This is a genomic window from Mesorhizobium sp. B2-4-3 (assembly GCF_006442815.1).
In the GTDB taxonomy this organism is placed as follows: Bacteria; Pseudomonadota; Alphaproteobacteria; order Rhizobiales; family Rhizobiaceae; genus Mesorhizobium.
In genome coordinates this window covers 1-22,398 of the sequence record NZ_VFVL01000038.1, presented here as the reverse complement: position 1 = coordinate 22,398, position 22,398 = coordinate 1, and the positions used below count along the sequence as shown (strand labels likewise).

Here is a 22,398-nt window from a genome sequence, read left to right as displayed (position 1 = left end):
TCGCGGGATTGGCTGGTGAAACGTTCTGCACCGTGGCGGTTCTCAACCGTCACGGAATGGATTCTAGGGTCTGCGCGCGTCGCTTCGCTCCTTGCTCCGCCCTAGAATGACGAAGGACAGGTTGGCGGGACAGCACCCTCTGCCCTTGCGGGGAAGCAGCTTCAGCGACGGTTCCTTGCCGCCAGCGTCCGCAGCCGCAGGCCATTCAGCCGGATGAACCCCTCGGCGTCCTTCTGGTCGTAGGCGCCGCGGTCGTCCTCGAAGGTGACCAGCGCATCGGAATAAAGCGTCTTCTTCGACTTGCGGCCGGTGACCATGACATTGCCCTTGTAGAGCTTCAGCCGCACCGTGCCTTCGACGTCTTCCTGGCTCTTGTCGATCATCGCCTGCAGCATGACGCGCTCGGGCGCGAACCAGAAGCCGTTGTAGATGAGCTCGGCGTAGCGCGGCATGAACTCGTCCTTGAGGTGGGCGGCGCCCCGGTCAAGCGTGATCGATTCGATGGCGCGGTGCGCGGCGATCAGGATGGTGCCGCCGGGGGTCTCGTAGACGCCGCGCGACTTCATGCCGACGAAGCGGTTCTCGACCAGGTCGAGGCGGCCGATGCCGTTGTCGCGGCCGAGGTCGTTCAGCGCCGCCAGCATGGTGGCCGGCGACAGCTTCTTGCCGTTGAGCGCGACCGGGTCGCCCTTGAGGAATTCGATCTCGATCTCGGTGACGGCATCGGGCGCGTCCATCGGCGAAACGGTGCGCTGATGCACGAATTCCGGCGGTTCGCTCCACGGATCCTCCAGAACCTTGCCCTCGGAGGAGGAGTGCAGGAGGTTGGCGTCGACCGAGAAGGGCGCGTCGCCGCGCTTGTCCTTCGGCACCGGGATCTGGTGCTGCTCGGCGAAGTTGAGCAGGTCGGTGCGCGACTTGAACGACCAGTCGCGCCACGGCGCGATGACCTTGATGTCGGGGTTCAGCGCATAGGCCGACAGCTCGAAGCGGACTTGGTCGTTGCCCTTGCCGGTGGCGCCATGGGCGATGGCGTCGGCGCCGGTCTCCTTGGCGATCTCGACCAGATGCTTGGAGATCAGCGGCCGGGCGATCGAGGTGCCGAGCAGATAGGTGCCTTCATAGACGGTGTTGGCGCGGAACATCGGGAAGACGAAGTCGGCGACGAATTCCTCGCGCACGTCGACGATGCGGATGTCCTTGATGCCCATCATCTCGGCCTTGCGCCGCGCCGGCTCCAGCTCCTCGCCCTGGCCGAGATCCGCGGTGAAGGTGATGACCTCGGCGCCGAGCTCGGTCTGCAGCCATTTCAGGATGATGGAGGTGTCGAGGCCGCCGGAATAGGAGAGCACGACTTTCTTGACGTTCTTGAACTTGGACATTTTGGTGGTTCCGCGGGAAAAGAGCTTCGCGGGGCGAGGTATCACGGCCTTTCAGGGCGGCGCAAGAGACGAACGGATGCCTGCCGATGGCACAGGCTGGGCCAGATGCTTGCCTGGGCAGATGCTGGCGTCGCCAAAATAGCCGCGTTATAGGGCTCGCGATCCACCCCCGAGGCGACCCATGTCCTTCATCCCCGACACTTCGACGCTGATCCAGTTCGCCATCGCCACCGTCATCCTGGCGATCACGCCGGGGCCGGACATGACGCTGTTCGTGTCGCGCACGCTGAGCCAGGGCCGCGCCACCGGCTTCGCCTCCATGGCCGGCGCGCTCTGCGGCACGCTGATCCACACCACGCTGGTGGTGGTCGGCATCTCGGCGCTGATCGTCGCCTCGCCGATGGCCTTCTTCATCCTGAAGATTTTTGGCGCCGGCTATCTGGTGTTCCTGGCTTTTCAAGCGGTGACGAAAGGCTCGGCCTTCTCGCCGGAAAAGAGGACGGGACCGCAGGTCTCGCTGTTCCGCAGCTGGGCGGCCGGGCTCGGCGTCAACCTGCTCAACCCCAAGATCATCCTGTTCTTCATGACCTTCCTGCCGCAATTCGTCTCCGCGCACGATCCGAACGCGTCCGGAAAGCTGTTCTTCCTCGGCGTGATGTTCGTCGTGCTGTCGACCCCGGTGACGGTGCCGATGGTGCTGGCGGCGGAAAAGTTCTCGGCGGCGATGAAGGCCAGCCCGCGCGTCACACGCGTGGTCGATTATCTGTTTGCCGGCGTGTTCTCGGCCTTCGCGCTCAAGATCCTGACGGCGCAGGCGAAGTAGGGTTCACGGCTCCAGGTCTGGCAACGGCGCGCGGCGCCAGCTTCCGGCCCAGCGACCGGCGGAGAGCCAGTAGAAGATGCCGCCGACCATGCCGGAGCCGATCACGGCCAGCCTGGCGTTGGTTTCGGTGACATCGAAATTGGCATCGCCCACATTGTGCACGAAGCCGAGGAAGACGAGGGCGATGACGGCGCCGCCGAGCGCGTAGAACAGCCAGTCGCGGCGGCCGAGCAGCTCGGCGATCAAAATGACGACAGCCGCAGGCATGAAGGCGAAATAGGCGACGAACAGCGCCACGAAAGGCACCGAGAAATAGAGCGAGGCGGTGGCCGTCGGCTGCGGATCGGCCGGCGTGTAGCCCAGATGCGCCAGGACCAGAATGTTGAGGAAGGCGCTCGCCGCCAGCGAGGCGACGATATAGCCGACCAGGATGGCGGCGAAGCGAATGAGGTAGGCGACGATGCGCCTCACGCCTCGCCGTGTCCCGCGATCATCATGGCCTCGAGCGCCAAGCGGTCGACCTTGCGCATGCGCTCGGATTCCGACTTGAGCTGGCCGCAGGCGGCGAGGATGTCGCGGCCGCGCGGGGTGCGGATCGGCGAGGCGTAGCCGGCATTGTTGATGTAGTCGGCGAACTTCTCGATCGTCTCCCAGTCCGAGCACTGATAGTTGGTGCCGGGCCACGGGTTGAACGGGATCAGGTTGATCTTGGCCGGAATGCCCCTGAGCAGCTTGATCAGCGCCTTGGCGTCGTCGAGGGAATCGTTGACGTCCTTCAACATCACATATTCGAAGGTAATGCGCTTGGCGTTGGAAAGGCCCGGATAGGCCTTGCAGGCGGCGATCAGGTCTTTCAGCGGGAACTTCTTATTGATCGGCACGAGCAGGTCGCGCAGGTCGTCATTGGTGGCGTGCAGCGAGATCGCCAACATGACGCCGATCTCCTCGCCGGTGCGGGCGATCTCCGGCACCACGCCGGAGGTCGACAGCGTGATGCGTCTTTTTGACAAGGAAAGCCCGTCGCCGTCGGAGGCGATCAGCAGCGCCTTCTTCACCGCCTCGAAATTATAGAGCGGCTCGCCCATGCCCATCATGACGATGTTGGAAACTTTTCTGCCCTCGGCCGGCACGATGGCGCCGTCCGGCGTGTCGCGGTCGGGGAAGTCGCCGAGGCGGTCGCGCGCGGTGAGCAGCTGCGCCAGGATCTCCTCGGCGGTGAGGTTGCGCACCAGCTTCTGCGTGCCGGTGTGGCAGAAGGAGCAGGTGAGCGTGCAGCCGACCTGCGAGGAAATGCAGAGCGTGCCGCGGCCTTCCTCGGGAATGTAGACGGTCTCGATCTCGACGGGACGGCCGGCGCCGCGCGGCGGAAAGCGGAACAGCCATTTGCGCGTGCCGTCGGAAGAGATCTGCTCCTCGACGATTTCCGGCCGCGCGACGGTGAAATGCTTGTCGAGCTCGGCGCGCAGGTCCTTGGAGATGTTGAACATATGCGCGAAGTCGGAAACGCCGCGAACATACATCCAGTGCCATAGCTGCTGGGCGCGCATCTTGGCCTGGCGCTCCGGCACAATGCCGGCACTGATGAGAGCTTCACCGAGCTCGGCGCGGGTCAAGCCGATCAGCGACGGCTTCTCGGCCGGTGTTGCGCGGCGCAATGCGTCACGAGCGCCTTCGGCGGTAAGATCAAGCGAAACGGTCATGGTGGCGCCAATATAAGCGATTTGCGGCCGATTTCAGCATCCGCCGCAGATGGAAGCGCGGCGCATAGCACAGCTCGGCGGCAGAGTCATGCGCCGGCCTTTCCTTCCCCCTTGTGGGGAAAGGTGTCGCCGAAGGCGACGGATGAGGGGTGCTCCAGCTTGGCGATGCCGGAGAAGACGGCAAGTTTGCCAGCGTCTCACTCCGCTGGAACACCCCTCATCCGTCTCGGCGCTAGCGCGCCGATCCACCTTCTCCCACAAGGGGAAAAGGAAGAGACTGCGTCAGGCTTACTCTTGAGCATCCGCCTTGCGGCGATGGCCGCTGACCTGCTGGCCGTCTTCCGGATGCAGGAAGAAGAACCCCGGAATGGAAAGCAGCGGGATCGCCGCCGTCAGCAGGAACGCCCAATGGAACTGGTCCGCCGTCGGCGCATGCGCCTGGCCGGAGACGAGGCCGAGCACCATGGCGGCGATCGAGACGCCGAGCGAGACGCTGAGCTGCTGCAGGACGCCGCCGAGGCTGGTGGCGCGGCTGAGCTTCTCGCCCGGCAGGTCGGCATAGGACAGCGTGTTGGACGACATGAACTGCGCCGAGCGGACGATGCCGAAGAAAAAGACATAGAGGCCGATCAGCCAATGCGGGGTGTCGGCGCTGAGCAGGGCAAAGCCCGCCACGGCAACAGAGCCGACCACAGCGCTGCCGCTCAGCACGGCCTTGAAGCCGAAGCGCCGCAGGAAGAACGACAGCAGCGGCCGCATCAGCAAGGCGCCGAAGCTGCCGACGAAGGTCAGCGAGCCGGACGTGACCGGGCTCATGCCGAAGCCGACCTGCAGCATCAGCGGCAACAGGAACGGCGCGCCGTTGAGGCCGATGCGGCACAGCCCTCCGGCCAGCGTGCCGACCCAGAAGGAGCGGAAGCGAAACAGCGTGAGATCGACCGCGGGCGCCGCGACACGGCGCGCATAGCGGCCGAAGGCGAGCAGCAGCAGGACCGATGCGGCCAGCACCAGCGTGGTCGCCAGCGAGGAAATGATCGGCCTGCCGATACTCTCCAGGCCGAACTGCAGCAGTGCTGCGCCGGCCCCCACCATCAGGAAGCCTGCGAAGTCGAAAGGCTGCGCCTCCTCGCCGTGGAAATCGTCGACGAAGCGCAAGGCGGCGAAGATGCCGATGAGGCCGAACGGCACGTTGACGTAGAAGATCCAGCGCCAGGAAGCATAGGTGGTCAAGAGGCCGCCGAGCAGCGGCCCGATGACGGGACCGACGATCGCCGGCAAGGTCATGTAGGTCATGGCGGTGATCAGCCCGCTGCGCGGAAAGGAGCGCAACAGGATCAGCCGCCCGACCGGCGTCATCATGGCGCCGCCCAGTCCCTGCAGCGCGCGCATGGCCAGAAGGATGCCGACGCTGTCGGCCACGCCGCACAGGACCGAGCCGAGGGTGAAGGTGAAGAGCGCCAGGGCAAAGATTTTTCGCGCGCCGAACCGGTCGGCGAACCAGCCGCTGACGGGAATGAACACAGCCAGGGTCAGGATGTAAGTGGTGATCGCCAAATTGAGCCGGACCGGCGTGGTGTCGAGGCTCCGCGCGATAGCGGGGATGGCGGTGGTGAGGATGGTGGAATCGAGCTGTTCCATCAGGAAGGCGATGGCGACGATCGAAGGGATGATCAGCTTGAGACGCGGGTCGCGCTCGGTCGCAAAGAGATGCTGTTCCAATTGTCCGCCAGTTCCGTCGTGCAGGAAGCGGTGGCCCGCCTGTGGGCCATCCACGATCAAGCCGGGCGTCGATGTCGTGCGGCCCAGCCGGCCTGGACCCCCACCGCACCGGACTGCTTTATGTCCCGATCGATGCGAAGCGATAGCGATTTCGACTGGCACAGAGGTCAACAAATTTTGAGCCCTGCCGCCTGTGCCAGGGCGGAGCGGGGCTCGCTCCCGCCATGGTCGGCTGAAAATCGATCACATATTCGTGTTGACGTAACCAATCGAAGCGCATCCGCGAACCTGAAAGGGGCGACCATGCCCCTCAACAATGGGAGTTGTCAGATGCACTCGATCAAGTTCGCACTTATCGCCGGCCTCGCCGGTCTTTGCGCCTCGCAGGCCTTTGCCGAGGACACGATGGGCGCCATGACCATGATGAAGGGCGGGCAGGTCACCGCGATCATGCCGGACGGCCACATGGGCACCATGATGCCGGACGCCAAGATGAGCGCCGATATGATGAAGATGGCCAAGCCGATCAAGCATTGCATGATGATGATCACCGACGCCAAGGGCAAAGCCTACATGATCGACACGTCGACCAAGAAGGCCCAGGCCGAATGTGAAAAAATGGCGATGTGACCTCGCCGGTCCTGCATGCCGACCTCCCCGCCGGCCGGTATGCCGGCGGGTAATCCGCCATCCGGCGATCTGTTCGCCGAGCCTTCCAACCGTGATCCTCGAGCACCGTTCCTCGACCTTGCCGGCATAGCGTCGGCATGCCCTCGCGGGTTGATCCCCCCGGCCAGTGTGCTAGGGCGGGTGACCCTCAAGAGGACTGTCATGGCGGGCATATCGCGAAAATACCGCATGCTGCGGCGTTCACACGCCATGTGGATGTCGCGGCGCGTCTGGCAGCCGCGCCTCGTCTTCTGGGCCGGCGCCATCTCGATCGGCCTGATCAGCGTTCTGTTCGCCCTGCTCGCCGACCGGGCGCAGGCCCTGTTCCATCTCGTGACGGGCAATGACGGCGGCTGGCGCTTCTATCTGCCGCTCGTCTTGACGCCGCTCGGTTTCGTCCTTTGCGCCTGGCTTGCGCATTCCTTCTTCCCGGGATCGCAAGGCAGCGGCATTCCGCAGGCGATCGCTGCGCGGCATCTGCGCGACGAGGACGACCGCAGCCACATCCTGTCGCTCAGGCTGGTGGTGGGCAAGATCGCGCTCACCATCGTCGGCCTCGCCTGCGGCGCCTCGATCGGCCGCGAAGGCCCGACGGTGCAGGTCGGCGCTTCGCTGATGCTGCAGGCGGCGCGCTGGGGCGGCATGGCGCAGGCGCGCGGCCTGATCCTGGCGGGCTCCGCCGCCGGCATCGCAGCCGCCTTCAACACGCCGCTTGCCGGCATCGTCTTCGCCATCGAGGAAATGGGCCGGGCCTATGAGGCGCGCACCAACGGGCTGGTGCTGACGGCGGTGATCCTGGCCGGCCTCGCCTCGCTCGGGCTGCTTGGCAACTACACCTATTTCGGCGTCGCCAAGGACACGGTCGCCTTCGCCGCCGACTGGCCGCTGGTGCTGGCCTGCGGCATCATCGGCGGCGGCGTCGGCGCGCTGTTCTCGCTCTCGGCGCTGAAGGTCATGCGCCGCATCCGGCGCTGGAACGCGCTGCAGCCGCTGCCGCGCACGCTGGTCGTGGCGGCTGTCTGCGGCCTGGCCGTGGCCGCCATCGGCATCGCCTCGGGCGGTTTGACCTTCGGCACCGGTTACACGCAGGCGCGCGGCGCGATCGAAGGCACGCCGCTGCCGGCCTTCTTCTTCGTCGAGAAATTCGCGGCCGGCCTCTTGTCGATGGTGTCGGGGATACCGGGCGGCATCTTCGCACCGTCGCTGGCGGTGGGCGCGGGGCTGGGCAGCACGCTCGGCCTGGTCTTCGGCGCTGCCACGGGAACCGCGGCGCTGCTCGGCATGGCCGGTTATTTCGCAGGCGTCGTGCAGGCGCCGATGACGGCCTTCGTCATCATCCTCGAAATGACCGGCAACCACGACAATGTGATCGCGCTGATGTGCGCGGCGGTGCTGGGCTACGGTACGGCCAGGCTCGTCTCCAACGAACCGCTCTACCACGCGCTGTCGCGCGTCTTCATCGCCGAGGCGATCCGGCGGCGGCGCGCGGAGACGAGCGAAGCGGTGAAAGTCTAGCAGCTTCGAAGGGTGGTCGTCACAAGACCCAACGGAACGCGCGCCTGAGTTCGGCGGCGCCGTCTCTGTCATACCACCGGCCATGGGCGATTATGACGCGTTCCGGCTGCCAGGCGAGCATCTGGTGAACGGCCGCCCGCAAAGCCCGGCGACGGCGAAAGAAGCTCAGCCGCATGTCGATGGGCGCCTTGCCGTCCGGATCGGCCGCACCGGCGAGCCTGACGAGGAGCCTCAGAAACCAACTGCGAATCCGGCCTGGCTCGAAGTTCTCGATCAGGTCGGTGAGGACCAGCGTTTGCGAGGCGCGGTGAAACAGCACCGCCTCGGTGAGGACGTCGCCGCGCACGACCAACAGGTCGACCTCGGCCGGCCAGGGTGAGCCGCGTCCCACCAGCAGCCGGTCCACCGATATTGGACGCTTCGCCCGCTCCTGCAGGCCGCGCACGGCGAGAACTTCCGCGCTGGGAAAAACGGCCTTCCAGTCGGGGAGCCACCAGTAGTGGAGGGAGTTCGGAGCGACCAGGAAGCGGACTGGCCCGAGAAGCTCGACCGCGGACCGGAGCGCGGGCGTCAGCGCCACGGGCGAATGCAGGATCAGGTCGCCATTGCGAAGCCGTATGACCGTCATGCGGGTGGTGAAGGGAAATTCAAACGGTCCGACGCCGAAGCCAATCCGTGGGCCGTCCACGATCCACAAATCGGAAGCGACGGGTTTCAGGACATCGATCGGCTCGTACAGTTCCAGACTGGAGCGATCAGCGGAGTGTTCCTGGGGCATGGTTGCTCGCCGATAACTCGAAGCGCGATCCGGTCAGCCGAAACGGTCCGGCGTCACGAGTCATATGGCGCGCTCTTACCGATTTGACGATGACCATGGCGGTCTTCCGCCAACACGTTACCGCGCAGCCGAGTATCGCAGTAGCGATAGCTTCAACCGACAAATCGGTAAGCCCTGCTCCGCCAGCCTATTTGCACTTGGCGATGGAGGCCAGCGCGGCCGAGATGCCCTTGAGCGAAAAGACGTAGGAGGTCGGGTTGCCGCGGCCGGACTTGGCCTGCACCTTCATGTCGGAGCCGGTCTTCATGGCGGCGATCAGCACCGGCTCTTCCGCGGCGTTCTCGACCCAGGCCGACTTGCCGCGGGTGAACATCGAGAAGCTCTTCTTGTCGATGGTGACGGTGGCCTTGGAGCCTTCCTGGAAATTATAGCCGGCGATGAACTGCGGCTCGTAGGAGACCTGCTGTCCGGGCCGCTGGCTGACGAAGAAGAACATGTCGCCGTGGTCGAGGGACGGCGGCTGCTTGTCGGTCGGCACGGTCAACACATAGCAGACCTTGCCGGCGGCCGACTGATAGCTGTAGGTGCCCCAGGCGTTGTGCTGGCCGATCTTGGTCGCCTGCTGCGCCAACACCGGCACTGCCGAGCCCACCAGGACCAGGCTGGAAACTATAGCAATCAATCCGCGCATCGTTCTTCCCGTATTCCAAATTGTGCGGAGGCGGGCCGCGTGGCGTCCTGCCGTCGCTTCATTTTGATTTAATCAGGGTTACCAAACGGTGAATTGTCCTCGAAGAAAAGGAACTCACCCCAGGAAACCGCCACCATCCGCGCCGCCACTGTGGATTGAGGCCGACGCGACGTCCCGGCGCGGAGTTGGATGCCACGAAAACGGCAAGAGTTTGTCTTTTCGCACGCGCTGATTTGCGGGCCTGAAGCGAGGCGGGATCAGTTCTTATCCGCCATCGCGTCCCTGGCGGCCTGCCTGTGGGCAGGTGTGATATGGGCGCTGACGGCGGTGATCGCGGCGGTCAGCACGGCAAGGTCGTCGGTGTAGCCGAGGCCGACGACGAAATCGGGAATGAAGTCGAACGGCAGGACGAAATAGCCCAGCGCGCCGAGCAGGATTGCCTTTGCCCGCATCGGCGTGTCCTTGTCCATCGCGCAATAATAGGCGGCGACCACCTCGTCCATGAACGGAATCTGCCGCGCCGCCTTCTTGGCGGTGCGCCAGAATTTCTCGCGGACCTCGCCCTCGCCGGCAAGCTTGTCGCCGAAGCCGAAGAAATCGAAACCGGTACCTTGCGTCATCAGTCGCTCCTTGGCGGCGCTCGCATCGTTGCGCCGGCCCGCCGCGGGAAAATGTGGTGAAAGCGGGGGGCTGCTACAAGAGTTCGGGCGGTTGCGCGGCCGGAAAATCGAACTCGGCAGCACTGACGCTTGTATGCCGAGTTGGCAATCGCCAACGTTGGAGATTGGCCGGAACGTCCCTCTCATCGTCATTCTATGGCGGAGCAAGGAGCGAAGCGACGCGGCGCAGACCATAGAATCCATGCCGTGACGTCGAGGCGCTGCCACGGTGCAGAATTCTGCTCCGCTGCACTCCACGTCGAAGGTCACGGAATGGATTCTCGGGTCTACGCTCCGCTTCGCGTCGCTCCGCCCGTGAATGACGAAGTTCACAGGCTTTGGCCAATCGTGAATGTTCGCCGTTATCTGCATCGCCCCGACGCTCGTAGGTCACGGCATGATTCCAGGGTCTGCGCGCGTCGCTTCGCTCCTTGCTCCGCCCTGGAATGACGAAGTTGAGCTAGCGCCCTCGAAGCGAAACCCCTCGGCCATCAGCCAAAATACCGGTTCATCCGCTTTGCCAACTCGATATCCAGCGCCGTGACGCCGCCGGCGTCATGCGTGTTCAGCGTCACGTCGACGGTCTTGTAGACATTCGACCAGTCCGGGTGATGGTCCATCTTTTCGGCCGCCAGCGCCACGCGCGTCATGAACGCGAAGGCTTCGGAGAAATTCTTGAAGACGAAGCTGCGCTTGATGGAAGCGCCGTCGGCGGCGAGCGACCAGCCGTCAAGTTCCGCAAGCACGGCGATGATCGCTTCCTTGCTGAGTTTTTCCCTGTTCATGTCCGGTCCCTGTGCTATTCGAAGGTGATCCAACCATAGCGCCGGATCGATGAGCGCAAAGCCCATAAATTCCGTTCTGTTCGTCTGCCTCGGCAACATCTGCCGGTCACCGCTTGCCGAGGGCGTTTTCCACAGCGTGCTGGCCGAGCGCGGGCTGGCCAGGCGCATCGTGCTCGATTCGGCCGCGACCAGCGGCTGGGAGGTCGGCTCCGCGCCCGATCCACGCTCGATCGCGGTGGCCGCGCAGCATGATGTCGACATTTCCGGGCAGCGGGCGCGCAAGGTGCTGCCGGAGGATTTTTCGCGTTTCGACCTGATCCTCGGCATGGACAGGGCGAATGTGCGCGACCTCAAGGCGCTGGCTCCAGCGGCCGCGCGCGACCGCATCCATCTCTACCTGGATTTTGCGACGGGAAAGACCGCGGACGTGCCGGATCCCTATTACGACGGCGCGGAGGCCTTCGCTTCGGTCTACCGCATGATCCGCGAGGCGTCGGAGGCGCTGGCGAAGCGGCTCGGGGCCAGCGTTTCGCCGACCAGCGGCCAGGCTTCCTCGACGATGTAGGGGCCGCCGCCGACCGAATCGCGCGACGACATCAGGACGAAGCGGCCGACGCGGAAGGGCAGCGCGGCGAAATTGCCGCGGGCCGAAAGATATTGCGCGACATCGAGCGGGTTCCCATTGCGCAGGCGCGCCAGCGTCACATGCGGCGAGAATTTGCGCGGGTCGGCCGGCAGGCCGAGCCGCTGGCAGATGCGGTCGATCTCGCCCTGCAGCGCCGTCAGGTCGGGCGAGGCCGACACGCCGGCCCACACCGCATGCGGCTTCTTGCCGCCGAAGGCGCCGACGCCGGAGAGCGTCATCTGGAAAGAGGGGCGGTCGACCCGGTCGAGGGCGTTGGCGATCTCGTCGGCGACATGGCCTTCGACATCGCCGATGAAGCGCAGCGTCAGATGATAGTTTTCGACGTCGATCCAGCGCGCTCCTGGCAACCCGCCCCGGAGCAAGGACAAGGAGAGAGCGGCATCACGCGGAATTTCGAGGGCGGTGAAAAGACGTGGCATGTGAAGCCTCCTGTCCTCGAATCGAAACTCTCGTCCCTAGCGAATCATCGATATAAGCGCGGGGCAAGAGCTTTGTTGTCCACAAAGTTTCCCCAGCGGAAACCGTGGCGTTTTGGACTCACGACGGGCCGCCATTGTCGGCGATCGCCTTCTCGACGGTGGGCAGGATGCGCTCGACGATCACGTCGACGCCCTTCGGATTGGGGTGCAGGCCGTCCTCCAGCTGCAGGTCGGGGTGGCCGGCGACGCCGTCGAGAAAGAACGGATAGAGCGGAACGGCATATTTGGCGGCAAGCTTCGGGTAGATGGCGTCGAAGGTCTTCTGGTAGTCGGCGCCGAGATTGGGCGCGGCGCGCATGCCGGCGAGCAGCACCGGGATGTTGCGCTGCTTCAGCTTGCTCAGCATGGCGTCGAGGTTCTTCTCGGCGATGTCGGGAGCGACGCCGCGCAGCATGTCGTTGGCGCCGAGCTCGAGGATGACGAGCCTCGTGCCGTCCGGCACCGACCAGTCGAGCCGCGCCAGCCCGCCGCTCGATGTGTCGCCAGAGACGCCGGCATTGGCGACGGTGACGTCGAGGCCCTTAGCCTTCAGCGCCGCCTGCAGCCTGTCGGTGAAACCCTGGCCCGGGCCGAGGCTGAAGCCCGCCATCAGGCTGTCGCCGAAGCCGACGATGGTGAAGGTGGCGGCGCGCGCCGACGAAATGGCGCCGCAAAGGGCGAGGAAAAGGATGAGGGCTGCGGCAAGACGGTGTTTGAAAGCCATGCGGCGAGCCCCATATGACCGAAACAATCCAAGGGAGGAGACACGAACCGTCCTCCTTTTTCCACATATAGGACGCTTTCATTGTGACAGAAGCCGTCATCGCGCTGAGGGACGTATCGCTGACGCTGGGAGAGGGCGCGTCCTCCGTGCATGTGCTGAAGGGCGTGAGCCTCGACGTCGCGGCCGGGCAAGCCACCGGCATCGTCGGGCCGTCGGGCTCGGGCAAGTCAACCTTGCTCATGGTTCTTGCCGGCCTGGAACGGGTCGATTCGGGAACGGTCCGGATCGCCGGTGAGCTGCTTAACGGCAAAAGCGAGGACCGGATCGCATCGTTTCGTGGGCGAAACATTGGCATCGTCTTCCAGTCCTTCCATCTCATTCCGAACATGACGGCGCTCGAGAACGTCGCGGTGCCGCTCGAGCTTGCCGGCCATGCCGATCCGTTCGGCGTGGCTGCGCGCGAGCTCGCGGCCGTCGGCCTGAGCGACCGTGTGACGCATTATCCGGGCGAGCTTTCCGGCGGCGAGCAGCAGCGCGTGGCGATCGCCCGGGCGCTGGCGCCGTCGCCGCGCATTCTCATCGCCGACGAGCCGACCGGCAATCTCGACCAGGCGACGGGAAAGCAGATCGCCGACCTTCTGTTCGCCAAGGCAGCGGAGCGCGGCATGACGCTGGTGCTGGTGACGCACGACCCGGCGCTTGCCGCGCGTTGCGCGCGGCAGGTCTCGATGCGCTCAGGGCGGATCGAGGACGCGCCTTTGCTTAAAGTGACGGCATAATCGCATGGCGGAGACCCCCTCATCCGGCCCTCCGGGCCACCTTCTCCCGGAGGGGAGAAGAGGTAGTCAGCGCCGGCACCAATCTCTTCTCCCCGCTGGGGAGAAGGTGGCCGCGCAGCGGCCGGATGAGGGGACCTGGCTCCGCACGTTGAAGCTCGCCATCCGCTTCTCGCTGCGCGAGATGCGCGGCGGCCTGTCCGGTTTCATGATCTTCCTTGCCTGCATCGCGCTCGGCGTCGCGGCGATCGGCGGCGTCAATTCGGTAGCGCAGGCGATTTCCGCGGGCGTCGCCAACCAAGGCCAGACGCTGCTCGGCGGCGATTTGCGCTTCCAGGTCAACCAGCGCAGCGCTTCGGACGCCGAGCTCGGCTTCATAAAGGGCCTCGGCACGGTTTCGCAGACTTCAGGCATGCGCTCGATGGCGCGGCTGGAGGACGGCTCCGACCAGGCGCTGGTCGAAGCCAAGGCCGTCGACGACGCCTATCCGCTCTACGGCGCGCTGGAGACGGATCCGGCGCTGCCGAAGGACCAATTGTTCGGCGAAAGGTCCGGCGTGTTCGGCGCCGCCGCGCCCGACCTGTTGTTCGACCGGCTCAATGTGCATATCGGCGACAGGCTGAAGCTCGGCAGCGCCATCTTCGAGTTGCAAGCCAGGCTGGTCAGCGAGCCGGATGCGGTGTCGGACGGTTTCGGCTTCGCGCCGCGGCTGATGATCTCGCGCGAGGGCCTTGCCGCATCCGGCCTGGTGCAGCCCGGCAGCCTGGTCGAGAACGCCTATAAGGTGCGGCTGCCCGACGGCGCGTCCGAGGCGCGGATCAAGGACATCCAGGCTCAGGCCGCAAAGGATTTCCCGCAGGCCGGCTGGTCGATCCGCACACGCAGCAACGCGGCACCCGCGCTCTCCGCCAACATCGAGCGCTTCTCGCAGTTCCTGACCCTGGTCGGGCTGACGGCGCTGGTGGTCGGCGGCGTCGGCGTCGCCAACGCGGTGCGCGCCTATCTCGACGGCAAGCGCGGCGTCATCGCCACCTTCAAGAGCCTCGGCGCCTCGGGCGGCTTCGTCTTCACCGTCTATCTGGTGCAGATCCTGCTGATCGCGGGCCTTGGCATCGTGCTCGGGCTGATCGTGGGTGCCGCGATGCCGTTCGTGGCGAGCGCGCTCCTGCAGTCGGTCATCCCGGTGCCCGCGCAAGGCGGCTTTTATCCCGGCGCGCTCGCCATGGCCGCACTCTTCGGCCTGCTGGTGACGCTGGCCTTCGCGCTGCTGCCGCTCGGCCGCGCCCGCGACGTGCCGGCGACGGCGCTGTTTCGCGAAATGGGGTTCGAGAGCCGCGGCCTGCCGCGCCTGCCCTATACGGGCGCTGCGCTCGCGATCGTCGTCGCGCTGGCGGCGCTGGCGATCCTTTCGGCCAACGACTACCGCATCGCCTCGATCTTCGTCGGCGCCACGGTCTTTGCCTTCTTGGTGCTGCGGCTGGTGGCGGGGCTGGTGCAGTGGGCGGCAAAAAAGAGCCCGCGCGTGCGGTTCGTTTCGCTGCGACTGGCGCTCGGCAACATCCACCGTCCGGGCGCGCTGACGCCCTCGGTGGTGTTGTCGCTCGGCCTGGGGCTGACGCTGCTGGCGACGCTTGCGCTGATCGACGGGAATCTCAGGCGGCAGATCTCCGGCAGCCTGCCGGAGCGGGCGCCGAACTTCTTCTTCGTCGACATCCAGAGCGGCGAAGTCGACGCCTTTGCCGGCCTCGTCGGCAAGGAGTCGCCTCGGGGAACGCTGGTCAAGGTGCCGATGCTGCGCGGCCGCATCATGGCGCTCAACGGCGTTGACGTCGACAAGGTGAAGATCCCGGCCGACGGCGCCTGGGTGCTGCGCGGCGACCGCGGCCTGACCTATGACGCGAAGCAGCCGGAGAACGCGACGCTGACCGAAGGCGCGTGGTGGCCGCAGGACTATTCCGGCGAGCCGCTGGTGTCGTTCTCGGCCGAGGAAGGCAAGGCGATCGGGCTGAAGCTCGGCGACACCGTCACCGTCAATGTGCTGGGACGTAACGTCACCGCGAGAATAGCCAATTTCCGCCAGGTGCAATGGGAGACAATGGGCATCAACTTCGTCATGGATTTCTCGCCCAACACCTTCGCCGGGGCTCCGCATGGCTGGCTGGCGACGCTGACCGACAAACAAGCCACCGCGGCCGACGACGCAAGGCTGCTCAACGCTGTTACCCGCGCCTTTCCGGCGGTGACGACGGTGCGCGTCAAGGACGCGCTCGACATCGTCAACCGGCTGGTCGCGCAATTGGGCACGGCGATCCGCGCCGCCGCCGGCGTGGCGCTGGTCGCCTCGGTGCTGGTGCTCTCCGGGGCGCTTGCCGCCGGCAACCGGGCGCGCATCCACGACGCGGTGGTGCTGAAGACGCTCGGCGCGACGCGGCGGACGCTGATTGCGGCCTTCTCCCTGGAATATGTGCTGATCGGCCTCGCGACGGCGCTGTTCGCGCTGGCCGCAGGCGGCATCGCCGCCTGGTTCGTGGTCGCGCATATCATGACGCTGCCGTCGCATTTCATGCCACAGGTCGCGGTGGCGACGATCCTGGTTTCGCTGGCGGTCACCGTCGGCATCGGCCTTGCCGGAACCTGGCGGGTGCTCGGCCACAAGGCGGCGCCGGTGCTGCGCAACCTTTGACGGAGGGCCGAGAGCCGCCCGCCCGGTTAAATCTTTGTAAGAATGCCGCCCGGAAGACCCGAAAACCGGCCTTTTGCCTTCTCACAAAGCGTTACGGCCCGTTACCGTCTTGTTCTTGACGTCAAGAACCATCATATTTCGCGCTAGGCATGCTGGAGCCCCGCCAGCGGCGCCTGGTCCCGGGGACCGCTCCGAGCGGACCTGTCACCGGACGGGGCAGAAGCAACAGAGGATTCCAATGGCTGATCCCATTCGCAACTACCAGACGTCCGCCGCCCCCGGCGCGCGCGTCGATATCGATCAGGGCCTGCGCGCCTATATGATCAAGGTCTACAACCTCATGGGGCTTGGCCTGCTCATTACCGGCCTTGCCGCCTGGGGCGCCTTTCAGCTCGCCGTCACCGGCGACGGCCAGTTGACCGCCTTCGGCCAGCTCATCTATGCAAGCGCGTTCCGCTGGGTCGTCATCCTGGCGCCGCTCGCCGCCGTGATGTTCCTGTCGTTCCGTATCCAGTCGATGAGCGTCGGCGGGGCGCAGGCCACATTCTGGGTCTATGCCGGCCTTGTCGGCTTGTCGCTGTCGACGATCTTCCTCGTCTACACCGGCACCAGCATCACCCAGACCTTCTTCGCCACGGCCGCGGCCTTCGGCGGCCTGTCGCTCTACGGCTACACGACCAGGCGCGACCTGTCGGCGTTCGGCTCGTTCCTGATCATGGGCGTGATCGGCCTGCTGATCGCGATGCTGATCAACATCTTCCTGCAGTCGTCGGCGCTTGGCTTCGCGATCTCGGCGATCGGCGTGCTGGTGTTCGCGGGCCTCACCGCCTACGACACGCAGAAGATCAAGGAGATGTATTTCGAGGGTGACGTCGCCGACGTCGCCGGCCGCAAGGCGATCATGGGCGCGCTGCGCCTCTATCTCGACTTCATCAACCTGTTCATGTTCCTGCTGCAGTTCATGGGCGACCGCCGGTAGAGCAGTTCGCCGTTTCACGGAAACGGCGAACCACTCTATCTCCTTGTTTGACGCAATTCCGGATGGAAAACCGCGCACACTTTTCCTGGAATTGCTCTTAAGGGCAGTCACCCGGTCTCAGTGGACCATAGACTTTGCGAAGGGCGGCCCAACGGCCGCCCTTTCTTTTTGCGCAGCCCTTTGCTGTTATCGAGGCAGGAAAGAGAGCTGCATAAATTATGAGCAATATTGCGATCAGAGCCGCCACCGCGGCCGACCTCGACCGAATCACCGAAATCTATGCCGATGCGGTCGCGCACGGCACGGCGAGCTACGAGCTGGAGCCGCCGAGCCGCGCCGAAATGGGCAACCGATTCGACAGCCTGGCGGCCGGCGGCTTTCCCTATCTGGTGGCCGAGAAGGACGGCGTCGTGCTCGGCTATGCCTATGCCGGGCCGTTCCGGCCGCGCCCCGCCTACCGATTCGTCATCGAGGATTCGGTCTATGTCGCGCCGGAGGCCAAGGGGCAGGGCGTGGGTTTCCTGCTGATGCAGGCGCTGATCGAGACGGCGCGCGCGGCGGGCTTCCGTCAGATCATCGCGGTGATCGGCGACGGCCACGCGGACAGCGCCTCGGTGCGGCTGCACGAGAAGCTCGGCTTCCGCCATTCCGGGCGCCTGGAGGGATCCGGCTACAAGCACGGACGCTGGCTGGACACGGTGTTCATGCAGCTTTCGCTGAATGGCGGCGCGGAACTGCCGCCCGATCCGAATTCGCTGCCGGAACGAAGGTTTCGGGCGGTAAGAGGGGAACTGAGGAACTGAGGAATTGAAGAACTGAAGAACTGAAGAACAAGGAAGGCAGCCACAGCGTCAGGCGCCTCCTTTCCTCAGTTCTTCAATTCTTCAGTTCCTCAATTCCTCAATTCCTCTTCCCGGCTCACGCCTCGACAACCTTGAGCTTGGCATCGAAGACGCCAAGCACGCGGCCGAGTTCCTGGCCGCGTTTCAGGATGCGGCCGCCGGCGGCGATGACGGCGAAAGCGCCTTGCCGGCGCGCCAGCCTGGGGTCCTTGACGATCTGGAACAGCGGCACTTCGCTGGTCCGGCGGAAGACGGAAAAGACAGCGCGATCAGTGAGATGGTCGATCGCGTAGTCGCGCCATTCATTGGCCGCCACCATGCGTCCGTAAAGCCTCAGGATCTGGTCGAGCTCGCGCCGGTCGAATCGCACCGGCTGGTCGAGGCGGGCGTTGCGCGCCTCGTGCAACGGGATCAATATTCCGGATGCTTCCCCATCCTCCGTCCCGCTGCTGTGATCGGTCATGCCTCGATCCTTCGATTGAATCATGCGCCGGGCAAGGTTCGCGCTTTCATGATGGAATTGCAAGGGCGCGGTCGAATTGCAAGGGCCGGCTAAGCACGCGCGCGGTCGCGCGGTTTCCCAAACGTCCAGTCACATTTGCGAAACACATGTTGGAATTGGTGATGCTCCGCCACAATCTCGCCACAAATAATCCGCGCTCATGCCCCAATGTCCGACGAATTTACCGGCGTTGCCTGAGACGGTTCGGTCCGGCACCGGCTCGTAAACCCCAAGCCCCCCGCCCACGGGTCAGCGTCGGATCGAACCAACCTCGGTTTTTCCTTGGAAAAATCAGGTGCGACGATCCCAAAACCTGAATGACCGGCGTCAGAAGCAAGCTGACGCCGGTTTTTTATTTTCCCTTCTCCCCTTGTGGGAGAAGGTGGAGCTAAAGCCGATCCGGTTTGCGGATGAAGGCGGCGCCGAGGATCGGGCCGGGCATGCCGTCCTGACCGACCGACTGCAGCAGCACCGCGCAGCCGCCCTTCTTGGCGATCTCGGTCATCGGCAATTCGTAACGCTGCGCCTTGCCGTGCCACATGCCGGCGGTCTGGATGTCGGAAACGGCGTTCCAGTAGGTCAGGCTGCGGCCGCTGTTCTCGCCCTGGCCGATCTTCACCATGTGCGGCGGATCGAAATAGACGATCACCACATGGGCGTCGGTCGGGCCGTTGCCGGCATCGCCCGCGTCGATCATGACACGGTCGCTGGTGCGGCTAACCTTGATGGCGACCCGCATGCCCTCGCCGGTCCTGTCCATCCGCGCCAAGGCGCCGTCGACATCCTTGCGGCTGGCGCCGTTGACGTGGCTGCGGCCATTGATGACGGCTTGCGGCGTGTAGACCGAGCGGCTGCCGAAGGCGCGCATATAGTCATACTGACGGTCGGTGTTCTCCTTGGTGCTCAGCGTATCCTGCCAGCCGAGATAGTCCCAGTAATTGACGTGGTAGGCGAGCGCGACGATGTCGTCCTTGCCGGCGAGCTCGGCAAACAACTCGTCGGCCGGGGGACAGGAACTGCAGCCCTGGCTGGTGAACAATTCGACCACGCCCAAAGGCTTGTCGGCTTGAGGTTTGCCGGTCGCGGCCTTCTCAGGCTCGGCTGCCAGGGCCATGCCGCTCAACGCCGCAAGGGCCAGCGCTACTGCCGCAAGCCGCAATCGTCCTCGAAATGCCATGACTTTTCCAATTCCCGCCGGTGACGCCGGCCTTGTTCTGATTGCTAAAATATGTGGCAGAAGCGCCAGTCAACGGGAAGTCACGTTGCGGTGAAATTTTTGCCGTTGCAGCCGCAGGTAAGGGCGCAATAGGAGAGGCGGTTGCATTTCAAGGCGCGGTTCGATTCGGGAGCAGCACCCTCACCACGTGCCAAACTCTCCTGACCCCTGTCGATCTCTATTGCGAACGGACAGGGCCTGGACTTTGGGCCGAGCCGGCTAATGCTTTGACCAACCCGGCTTTCATTGCCGCGGGACTATGGGGCGTCCAGCAGGCGCGGCGATACAAGACCGGCACCCTGTGCTGCTGGCGGCGACGGCGAGGTTTGGGAAAGGTAAGGCAGTAGGCAGTAGGCGTCCTGTTTCCCTACTGCCTAAGCCCTACTGCCTGGCCGCTACGCGGCCAGGTCGCGCAGCACGTACTGCAGGATGCCGCCGTTCTTGAAGTAGTCGAGCTCATCCAGCGTATCGATGCGGCAGACGATCGGCACGTTCTTCACCGTGCCGTCGCCATAGGTGACCTTGGCCACCATCTTCTGGCGCGGCTTGATCGCCTCCAGGCCGTCGATCTCGACCAGCTCGTCGCCCTTCAGGTTGAGCGAGGCCCATGAGGTACCGTCCTCGAAGACGAAGGGGATGACGCCCATGCCGACCAGGTTGGAGCGGTGGATGCGCTCGAAGGACTGGGCGACGACCGCGCGCACACCAAGCAGGTTGGTGCCCTTGGCCGCCCAGTCGCGCGACGAGCCGTTGCCGTATTCGACACCGGCGAAGATGACCAGCGGCACGCCTTCCTGCTTGTATTCCATCGCCGCGTCGTAGATCGACATCTCCTCCTTCGAGGGATAGTGGATCGTGTAGCCGCCCTCGCGGCCGTTCTCGCCCAGCATATGGTTGCGGATGCGGATGTTGGCGAAGGTGCCGCGCATCATCACCTCATGGTTGCCGCGCCGCGTGCCGTACTGGTTGAAGTCGGCGACGCCGACGCCATGCTCGGTGAGGTACTTGCCGGCCGGCGAGGCGGCCTTGATCGAACCGGCCGGCGAGATGTGGTCGGTGGTGATCTTGTCGCCGAACAGACCCAGCACGCGCGCGCCCTTGATGTCGCCGACCTTGCCGAAGGAGCGGCCCATGCCGGCGAAATAAGGCGGATTCTGCACATAGGTCGAGTGGTCGTCCCAGGCATAGGTCTGGCCCTCCGGCGCCTTGACCTTCTGCCAGTAGGCGTCGCCCTTGAAGACGTCGGCATATTTGCGGGCGAACAGCTCGCGGGTGACGTTCTTCTCGATGAACTCCTGGATCTCGGCCGAGGTCGGCCAGATGTCCTTGAGATAGACCGGCTTGCCGTCGCTGCCCTCGCCGAGCGGCTCGGTGGTCAGGTCCCTGGTCACCGTGCCGGCTAGCGCATGCGCCACCACCAGCGGCGGCGAGGCGAGGTAGTTCGCCTGCACATCCGGCGAGACGCGGCCTTCGAAGTTGCGGTTGCCGGAAAGCACCGCGGCGGCGATCAGGCCTTTATCGTTGATGGTCTTGGAGATCGGCGCCGGCAGCGGGCCGGAATTGCCGATGCAGGTGGTGCAGCCGAAGCCGACCAGGTTGAAGCCGATCTGGTCGAGTTCCTTCTGCAGGCCCGACTTTTCGAGATATTCGGCCACCACCTGGCTGCCGGGAGCGAGCGAGGTTTTCACCCACGGCTTCTGCTTCAGGCCGCGGCGGTTGGCGTTGCGGGCAAGCAGGCCGGCGCCGATCAGCACGCTCGGGTTCGAGGTGTTGGTGCAGGATGTGATGGCGGCGATGACGACGTCGCCATGGCCGAGATCGTAGCCGGCGCCTTCGACGGCGTAGCGCTTGGAAATTTCGGCCGCCTTCTTGTATTCGGTCTCCATCGCCTTGGCGAAGCCGGCGGGGATGTCCTGCAGGGCGACGCGGCCCTCGGGGCGCTTCGGGCCGGCCATCGACGGCACGACGTCGCCGAGGTCGAGCTCGAGCAGGTCGGTGAACACCGGGTCGGCCGAGCCGGCGTCCCGCCACATGCCTTGCGCCTTGGAATAGGCCTCGACTAGGGCGATGCGGTTCTCCTCGCGGCCGGACATGGTCAGGTAGCGGATGGTTTCCGAGTCGACCGGGAAGAAGCCGCAAGTCGCGCCATATTCCGGCGCCATGTTGCCGATGGTGGCGCGGTCGGCCAGCGTCATGTTGGAGAGGCCGGGGCCGAAGAACTCGACGAATTTGCCGACGACGCCCTTCTTGCGCAGCATCTGGGTGACGGTGAGCACCAGGTCGGTGGCGGTGACGCCTTCCTTGAGCTTGCCAGTGAGGCGGAAGCCGATGACTTCGGGCAGCAGCATGGACACCGGCTGGCCGAGCATCGCGGCCTCGGCCTCGATGCCGCCGACGCCCCAGCCCAAAACGCCGAGGCCGTTGATCATGGTGGTGTGCGAATCGGTGCCGACGCAGGTATCGGGATAGGCGGCGTTTTCGCCGTCCTCAGCGTTGGTCCACACCACCTGTCCCAGATATTCGAGGTTGACCTGGTGGCAGATGCCGGTGCCGGGCGGCACGACGCGGAAGTTGCGGAAGGCCTGCTGGCCCCATTTCAGGAATTTGTAGCGCTCCTCGTTGCGCTCATATTCGAGCTCGACATTGCGGGCGAAGGCCATCGGCGTGCCGAACTCGTCGACGATGACGGAGTGGTCGATGACGAGGTCGACCGGCACCAGCGGATTGATCTTCTCCGGGTCGCCGCCGAGCGCCTTGATGCCGTCGCGCATCGCCGCCAGGTCGACCACCGCCGGAACGCCGGTGAAATCCTGCATCAGCACGCGGGCCGGGCGGTAGGCGATCTCGACGC

At 65.0% G+C, this 22,398-nt stretch carries 21 protein-coding genes; 8 read left to right on the top strand and 13 right to left on the bottom strand.

Going from position 1 to position 22,398, the window contains the following annotated elements; all coding sequences use genetic code 11:
* Nucleotides 1-161 precede the first annotated feature (161 nt).
* Nucleotides 162-1,382 carry an argininosuccinate synthase gene (locus tag FJ956_RS26675; RefSeq protein WP_140683881.1) on the bottom strand — a complete coding sequence of 407 codons (1,221 nt, stop codon included), beginning with the start codon at nucleotides 1,380-1,382 and terminating at the stop codon, nucleotides 162-164.
* A gap of 181 nt (nucleotides 1,383-1,563) precedes the next feature.
* Between FJ956_RS26675 and FJ956_RS26670 the strand changes: the two genes are divergently transcribed.
* The gene (locus FJ956_RS26670; protein WP_140683883.1) at nucleotides 1,564-2,205 is read left to right on the top strand and encodes a LysE family translocator; all 642 of its coding nucleotides are present in this window, start codon (nucleotides 1,564-1,566) and stop codon (nucleotides 2,203-2,205) included.
* A gap of 3 nt (nucleotides 2,206-2,208) precedes the next feature.
* On the opposite strand, the gene FJ956_RS26665 is transcribed toward FJ956_RS26670, so the two are convergent.
* The 3 genes from FJ956_RS26665 to FJ956_RS26655 all read right to left on the bottom strand — a co-directional run bounded on the left by FJ956_RS26665 (nucleotide 2,209) and on the right by FJ956_RS26655 (nucleotide 5,624).
* A complete protein-coding gene (locus tag FJ956_RS26665) occupies nucleotides 2,209-2,676 on the bottom strand; it encodes a hypothetical protein (RefSeq protein ID WP_140683885.1) in 468 nt (155 codons plus the stop codon).
* Nucleotides 2,673-3,905: a 23S rRNA (adenine(2503)-C(2))-methyltransferase RlmN gene (gene rlmN, locus FJ956_RS26660; protein WP_140683887.1), complete on the bottom strand. Its 1,233-nt coding sequence runs from the start codon at nucleotides 3,903-3,905 to the stop codon at nucleotides 2,673-2,675. Before rlmN ends, FJ956_RS26665 begins: the two co-directional genes overlap by 4 nt.
* 288 nt (nucleotides 3,906-4,193) lie before the next feature.
* Nucleotides 4,194-5,624, bottom strand: a complete 1,431-nt coding sequence (locus tag FJ956_RS26655) for a DHA2 family efflux MFS transporter permease subunit (protein WP_140683889.1) — start codon at nucleotides 5,622-5,624, stop codon at nucleotides 4,194-4,196.
* Nucleotides 5,625-5,954: 330 nt separating this feature from the next.
* On the opposite strand from FJ956_RS26655, the gene FJ956_RS26650 reads away from it, so the two are divergent.
* On the top strand, nucleotides 5,955-6,254 hold the full coding sequence (locus tag FJ956_RS26650) for a hypothetical protein (protein WP_140683891.1): 300 nt from the start codon (nucleotides 5,955-5,957) through the stop codon (nucleotides 6,252-6,254).
* Nucleotides 6,255-6,455: 201 nt separating this feature from the next.
* Nucleotides 6,456-7,808: a chloride channel protein gene (locus FJ956_RS26645; protein WP_140683893.1), complete on the top strand. Its 1,353-nt coding sequence runs from the start codon at nucleotides 6,456-6,458 to the stop codon at nucleotides 7,806-7,808.
* A 19-nt stretch (nucleotides 7,809-7,827) separates the two neighbouring features.
* Here the strand turns inward: FJ956_RS26645 and FJ956_RS26640 are convergent, their stop codons facing one another.
* The 4 genes from FJ956_RS26640 to FJ956_RS26625 all read right to left on the bottom strand — a co-directional run bounded on the left by FJ956_RS26640 (nucleotide 7,828) and on the right by FJ956_RS26625 (nucleotide 10,721).
* Nucleotides 7,828-8,586 carry a DUF4336 domain-containing protein gene (locus FJ956_RS26640; protein ID WP_140683895.1) on the bottom strand — a complete coding sequence of 253 codons (759 nt, stop codon included), beginning with the start codon at nucleotides 8,584-8,586 and terminating at the stop codon, nucleotides 7,828-7,830.
* 187 nt (nucleotides 8,587-8,773) lie between these two features.
* Nucleotides 8,774-9,277 carry an invasion associated locus B family protein gene (locus FJ956_RS26635; protein ID WP_140683897.1) on the bottom strand — a complete coding sequence of 168 codons (504 nt, stop codon included), beginning with the start codon at nucleotides 9,275-9,277 and terminating at the stop codon, nucleotides 8,774-8,776.
* A gap of 257 nt (nucleotides 9,278-9,534) precedes the next feature.
* Entirely contained in the window at nucleotides 9,535-9,897 is a 363-nt protein-coding gene (locus FJ956_RS26630; protein WP_140683899.1) for a YkvA family protein, read from the bottom strand.
* A gap of 530 nt (nucleotides 9,898-10,427) precedes the next feature.
* The gene (locus tag FJ956_RS26625) at nucleotides 10,428-10,721 is read right to left on the bottom strand and encodes a 4a-hydroxytetrahydrobiopterin dehydratase (RefSeq protein ID WP_140684880.1); all 294 of its coding nucleotides are present in this window, start codon (nucleotides 10,719-10,721) and stop codon (nucleotides 10,428-10,430) included.
* Nucleotides 10,722-10,770: 49 nt separating this feature from the next.
* Here FJ956_RS26625 and FJ956_RS26620 point away from each other — a divergent pair, with 49 nt between their 5' ends.
* Nucleotides 10,771-11,286: a low molecular weight protein-tyrosine-phosphatase gene (locus FJ956_RS26620; protein ID WP_140684879.1), complete on the top strand. Its 516-nt coding sequence runs from the start codon at nucleotides 10,771-10,773 to the stop codon at nucleotides 11,284-11,286.
* On the opposite strand, the gene thpR is transcribed toward FJ956_RS26620, so the two are convergent.
* Nucleotides 11,193-11,786: an RNA 2',3'-cyclic phosphodiesterase gene (thpR, locus tag FJ956_RS26615; RefSeq protein WP_140684878.1), complete on the bottom strand. Its 594-nt coding sequence runs from the start codon at nucleotides 11,784-11,786 to the stop codon at nucleotides 11,193-11,195. The genes FJ956_RS26620 and thpR overlap by 94 nt on opposite strands.
* Nucleotides 11,787-11,904: 118 nt before the next feature.
* Nucleotides 11,905-12,549: an arylesterase gene (locus FJ956_RS26610; RefSeq protein ID WP_140684877.1), complete on the bottom strand. Its 645-nt coding sequence runs from the start codon at nucleotides 12,547-12,549 to the stop codon at nucleotides 11,905-11,907.
* 83 nt (nucleotides 12,550-12,632) lie between these two features.
* Between FJ956_RS26610 and FJ956_RS26605 the strand changes: the two genes are divergently transcribed.
* From FJ956_RS26605 to FJ956_RS26590, 4 genes are all read left to right on the top strand, one after another.
* Entirely contained in the window at nucleotides 12,633-13,328 is a 696-nt protein-coding gene (locus tag FJ956_RS26605; protein WP_140684876.1) for an ABC transporter ATP-binding protein, read from the top strand.
* 181 nt (nucleotides 13,329-13,509) lie between these two features.
* Complete coding sequence (locus FJ956_RS26600) at nucleotides 13,510-16,008, top strand: ABC transporter permease (protein WP_181170418.1); 2,499 nt, start codon at nucleotides 13,510-13,512, stop codon at nucleotides 16,006-16,008.
* Nucleotides 16,009-16,246: 238 nt separating this feature from the next.
* A complete protein-coding gene (locus FJ956_RS26595) occupies nucleotides 16,247-16,987 on the top strand; it encodes a Bax inhibitor-1/YccA family protein (RefSeq protein ID WP_140684874.1) in 741 nt (246 codons plus the stop codon).
* A 218-nt stretch (nucleotides 16,988-17,205) separates the two neighbouring features.
* The gene (locus FJ956_RS26590) at nucleotides 17,206-17,790 is read left to right on the top strand and encodes a GNAT family N-acetyltransferase (RefSeq protein ID WP_140684873.1); all 585 of its coding nucleotides are present in this window, start codon (nucleotides 17,206-17,208) and stop codon (nucleotides 17,788-17,790) included.
* 115 nt (nucleotides 17,791-17,905) lie between these two features.
* Here the strand turns inward: FJ956_RS26590 and FJ956_RS26585 are convergent, their stop codons facing one another.
* The 3 genes from FJ956_RS26585 to acnA form a co-directional block, all read right to left on the bottom strand.
* Nucleotides 17,906-18,292 (bottom strand): DUF2794 domain-containing protein, encoded by a 387-nt coding sequence (locus FJ956_RS26585; RefSeq protein ID WP_140684872.1) that lies wholly within the window; start codon nucleotides 18,290-18,292, stop codon nucleotides 17,906-17,908.
* A 427-nt stretch (nucleotides 18,293-18,719) separates the two neighbouring features.
* Complete coding sequence (locus tag FJ956_RS26580) at nucleotides 18,720-19,508, bottom strand: thioredoxin family protein (RefSeq protein ID WP_140684871.1); 789 nt, start codon at nucleotides 19,506-19,508, stop codon at nucleotides 18,720-18,722.
* Nucleotides 19,509-19,942: 434 nt separating this feature from the next.
* A partial coding sequence (gene acnA / locus FJ956_RS26570) for an aconitate hydratase AcnA (protein ID WP_140782001.1) occupies nucleotides 19,943-22,398 on the bottom strand: 2,456 nt, incomplete at its 5' end.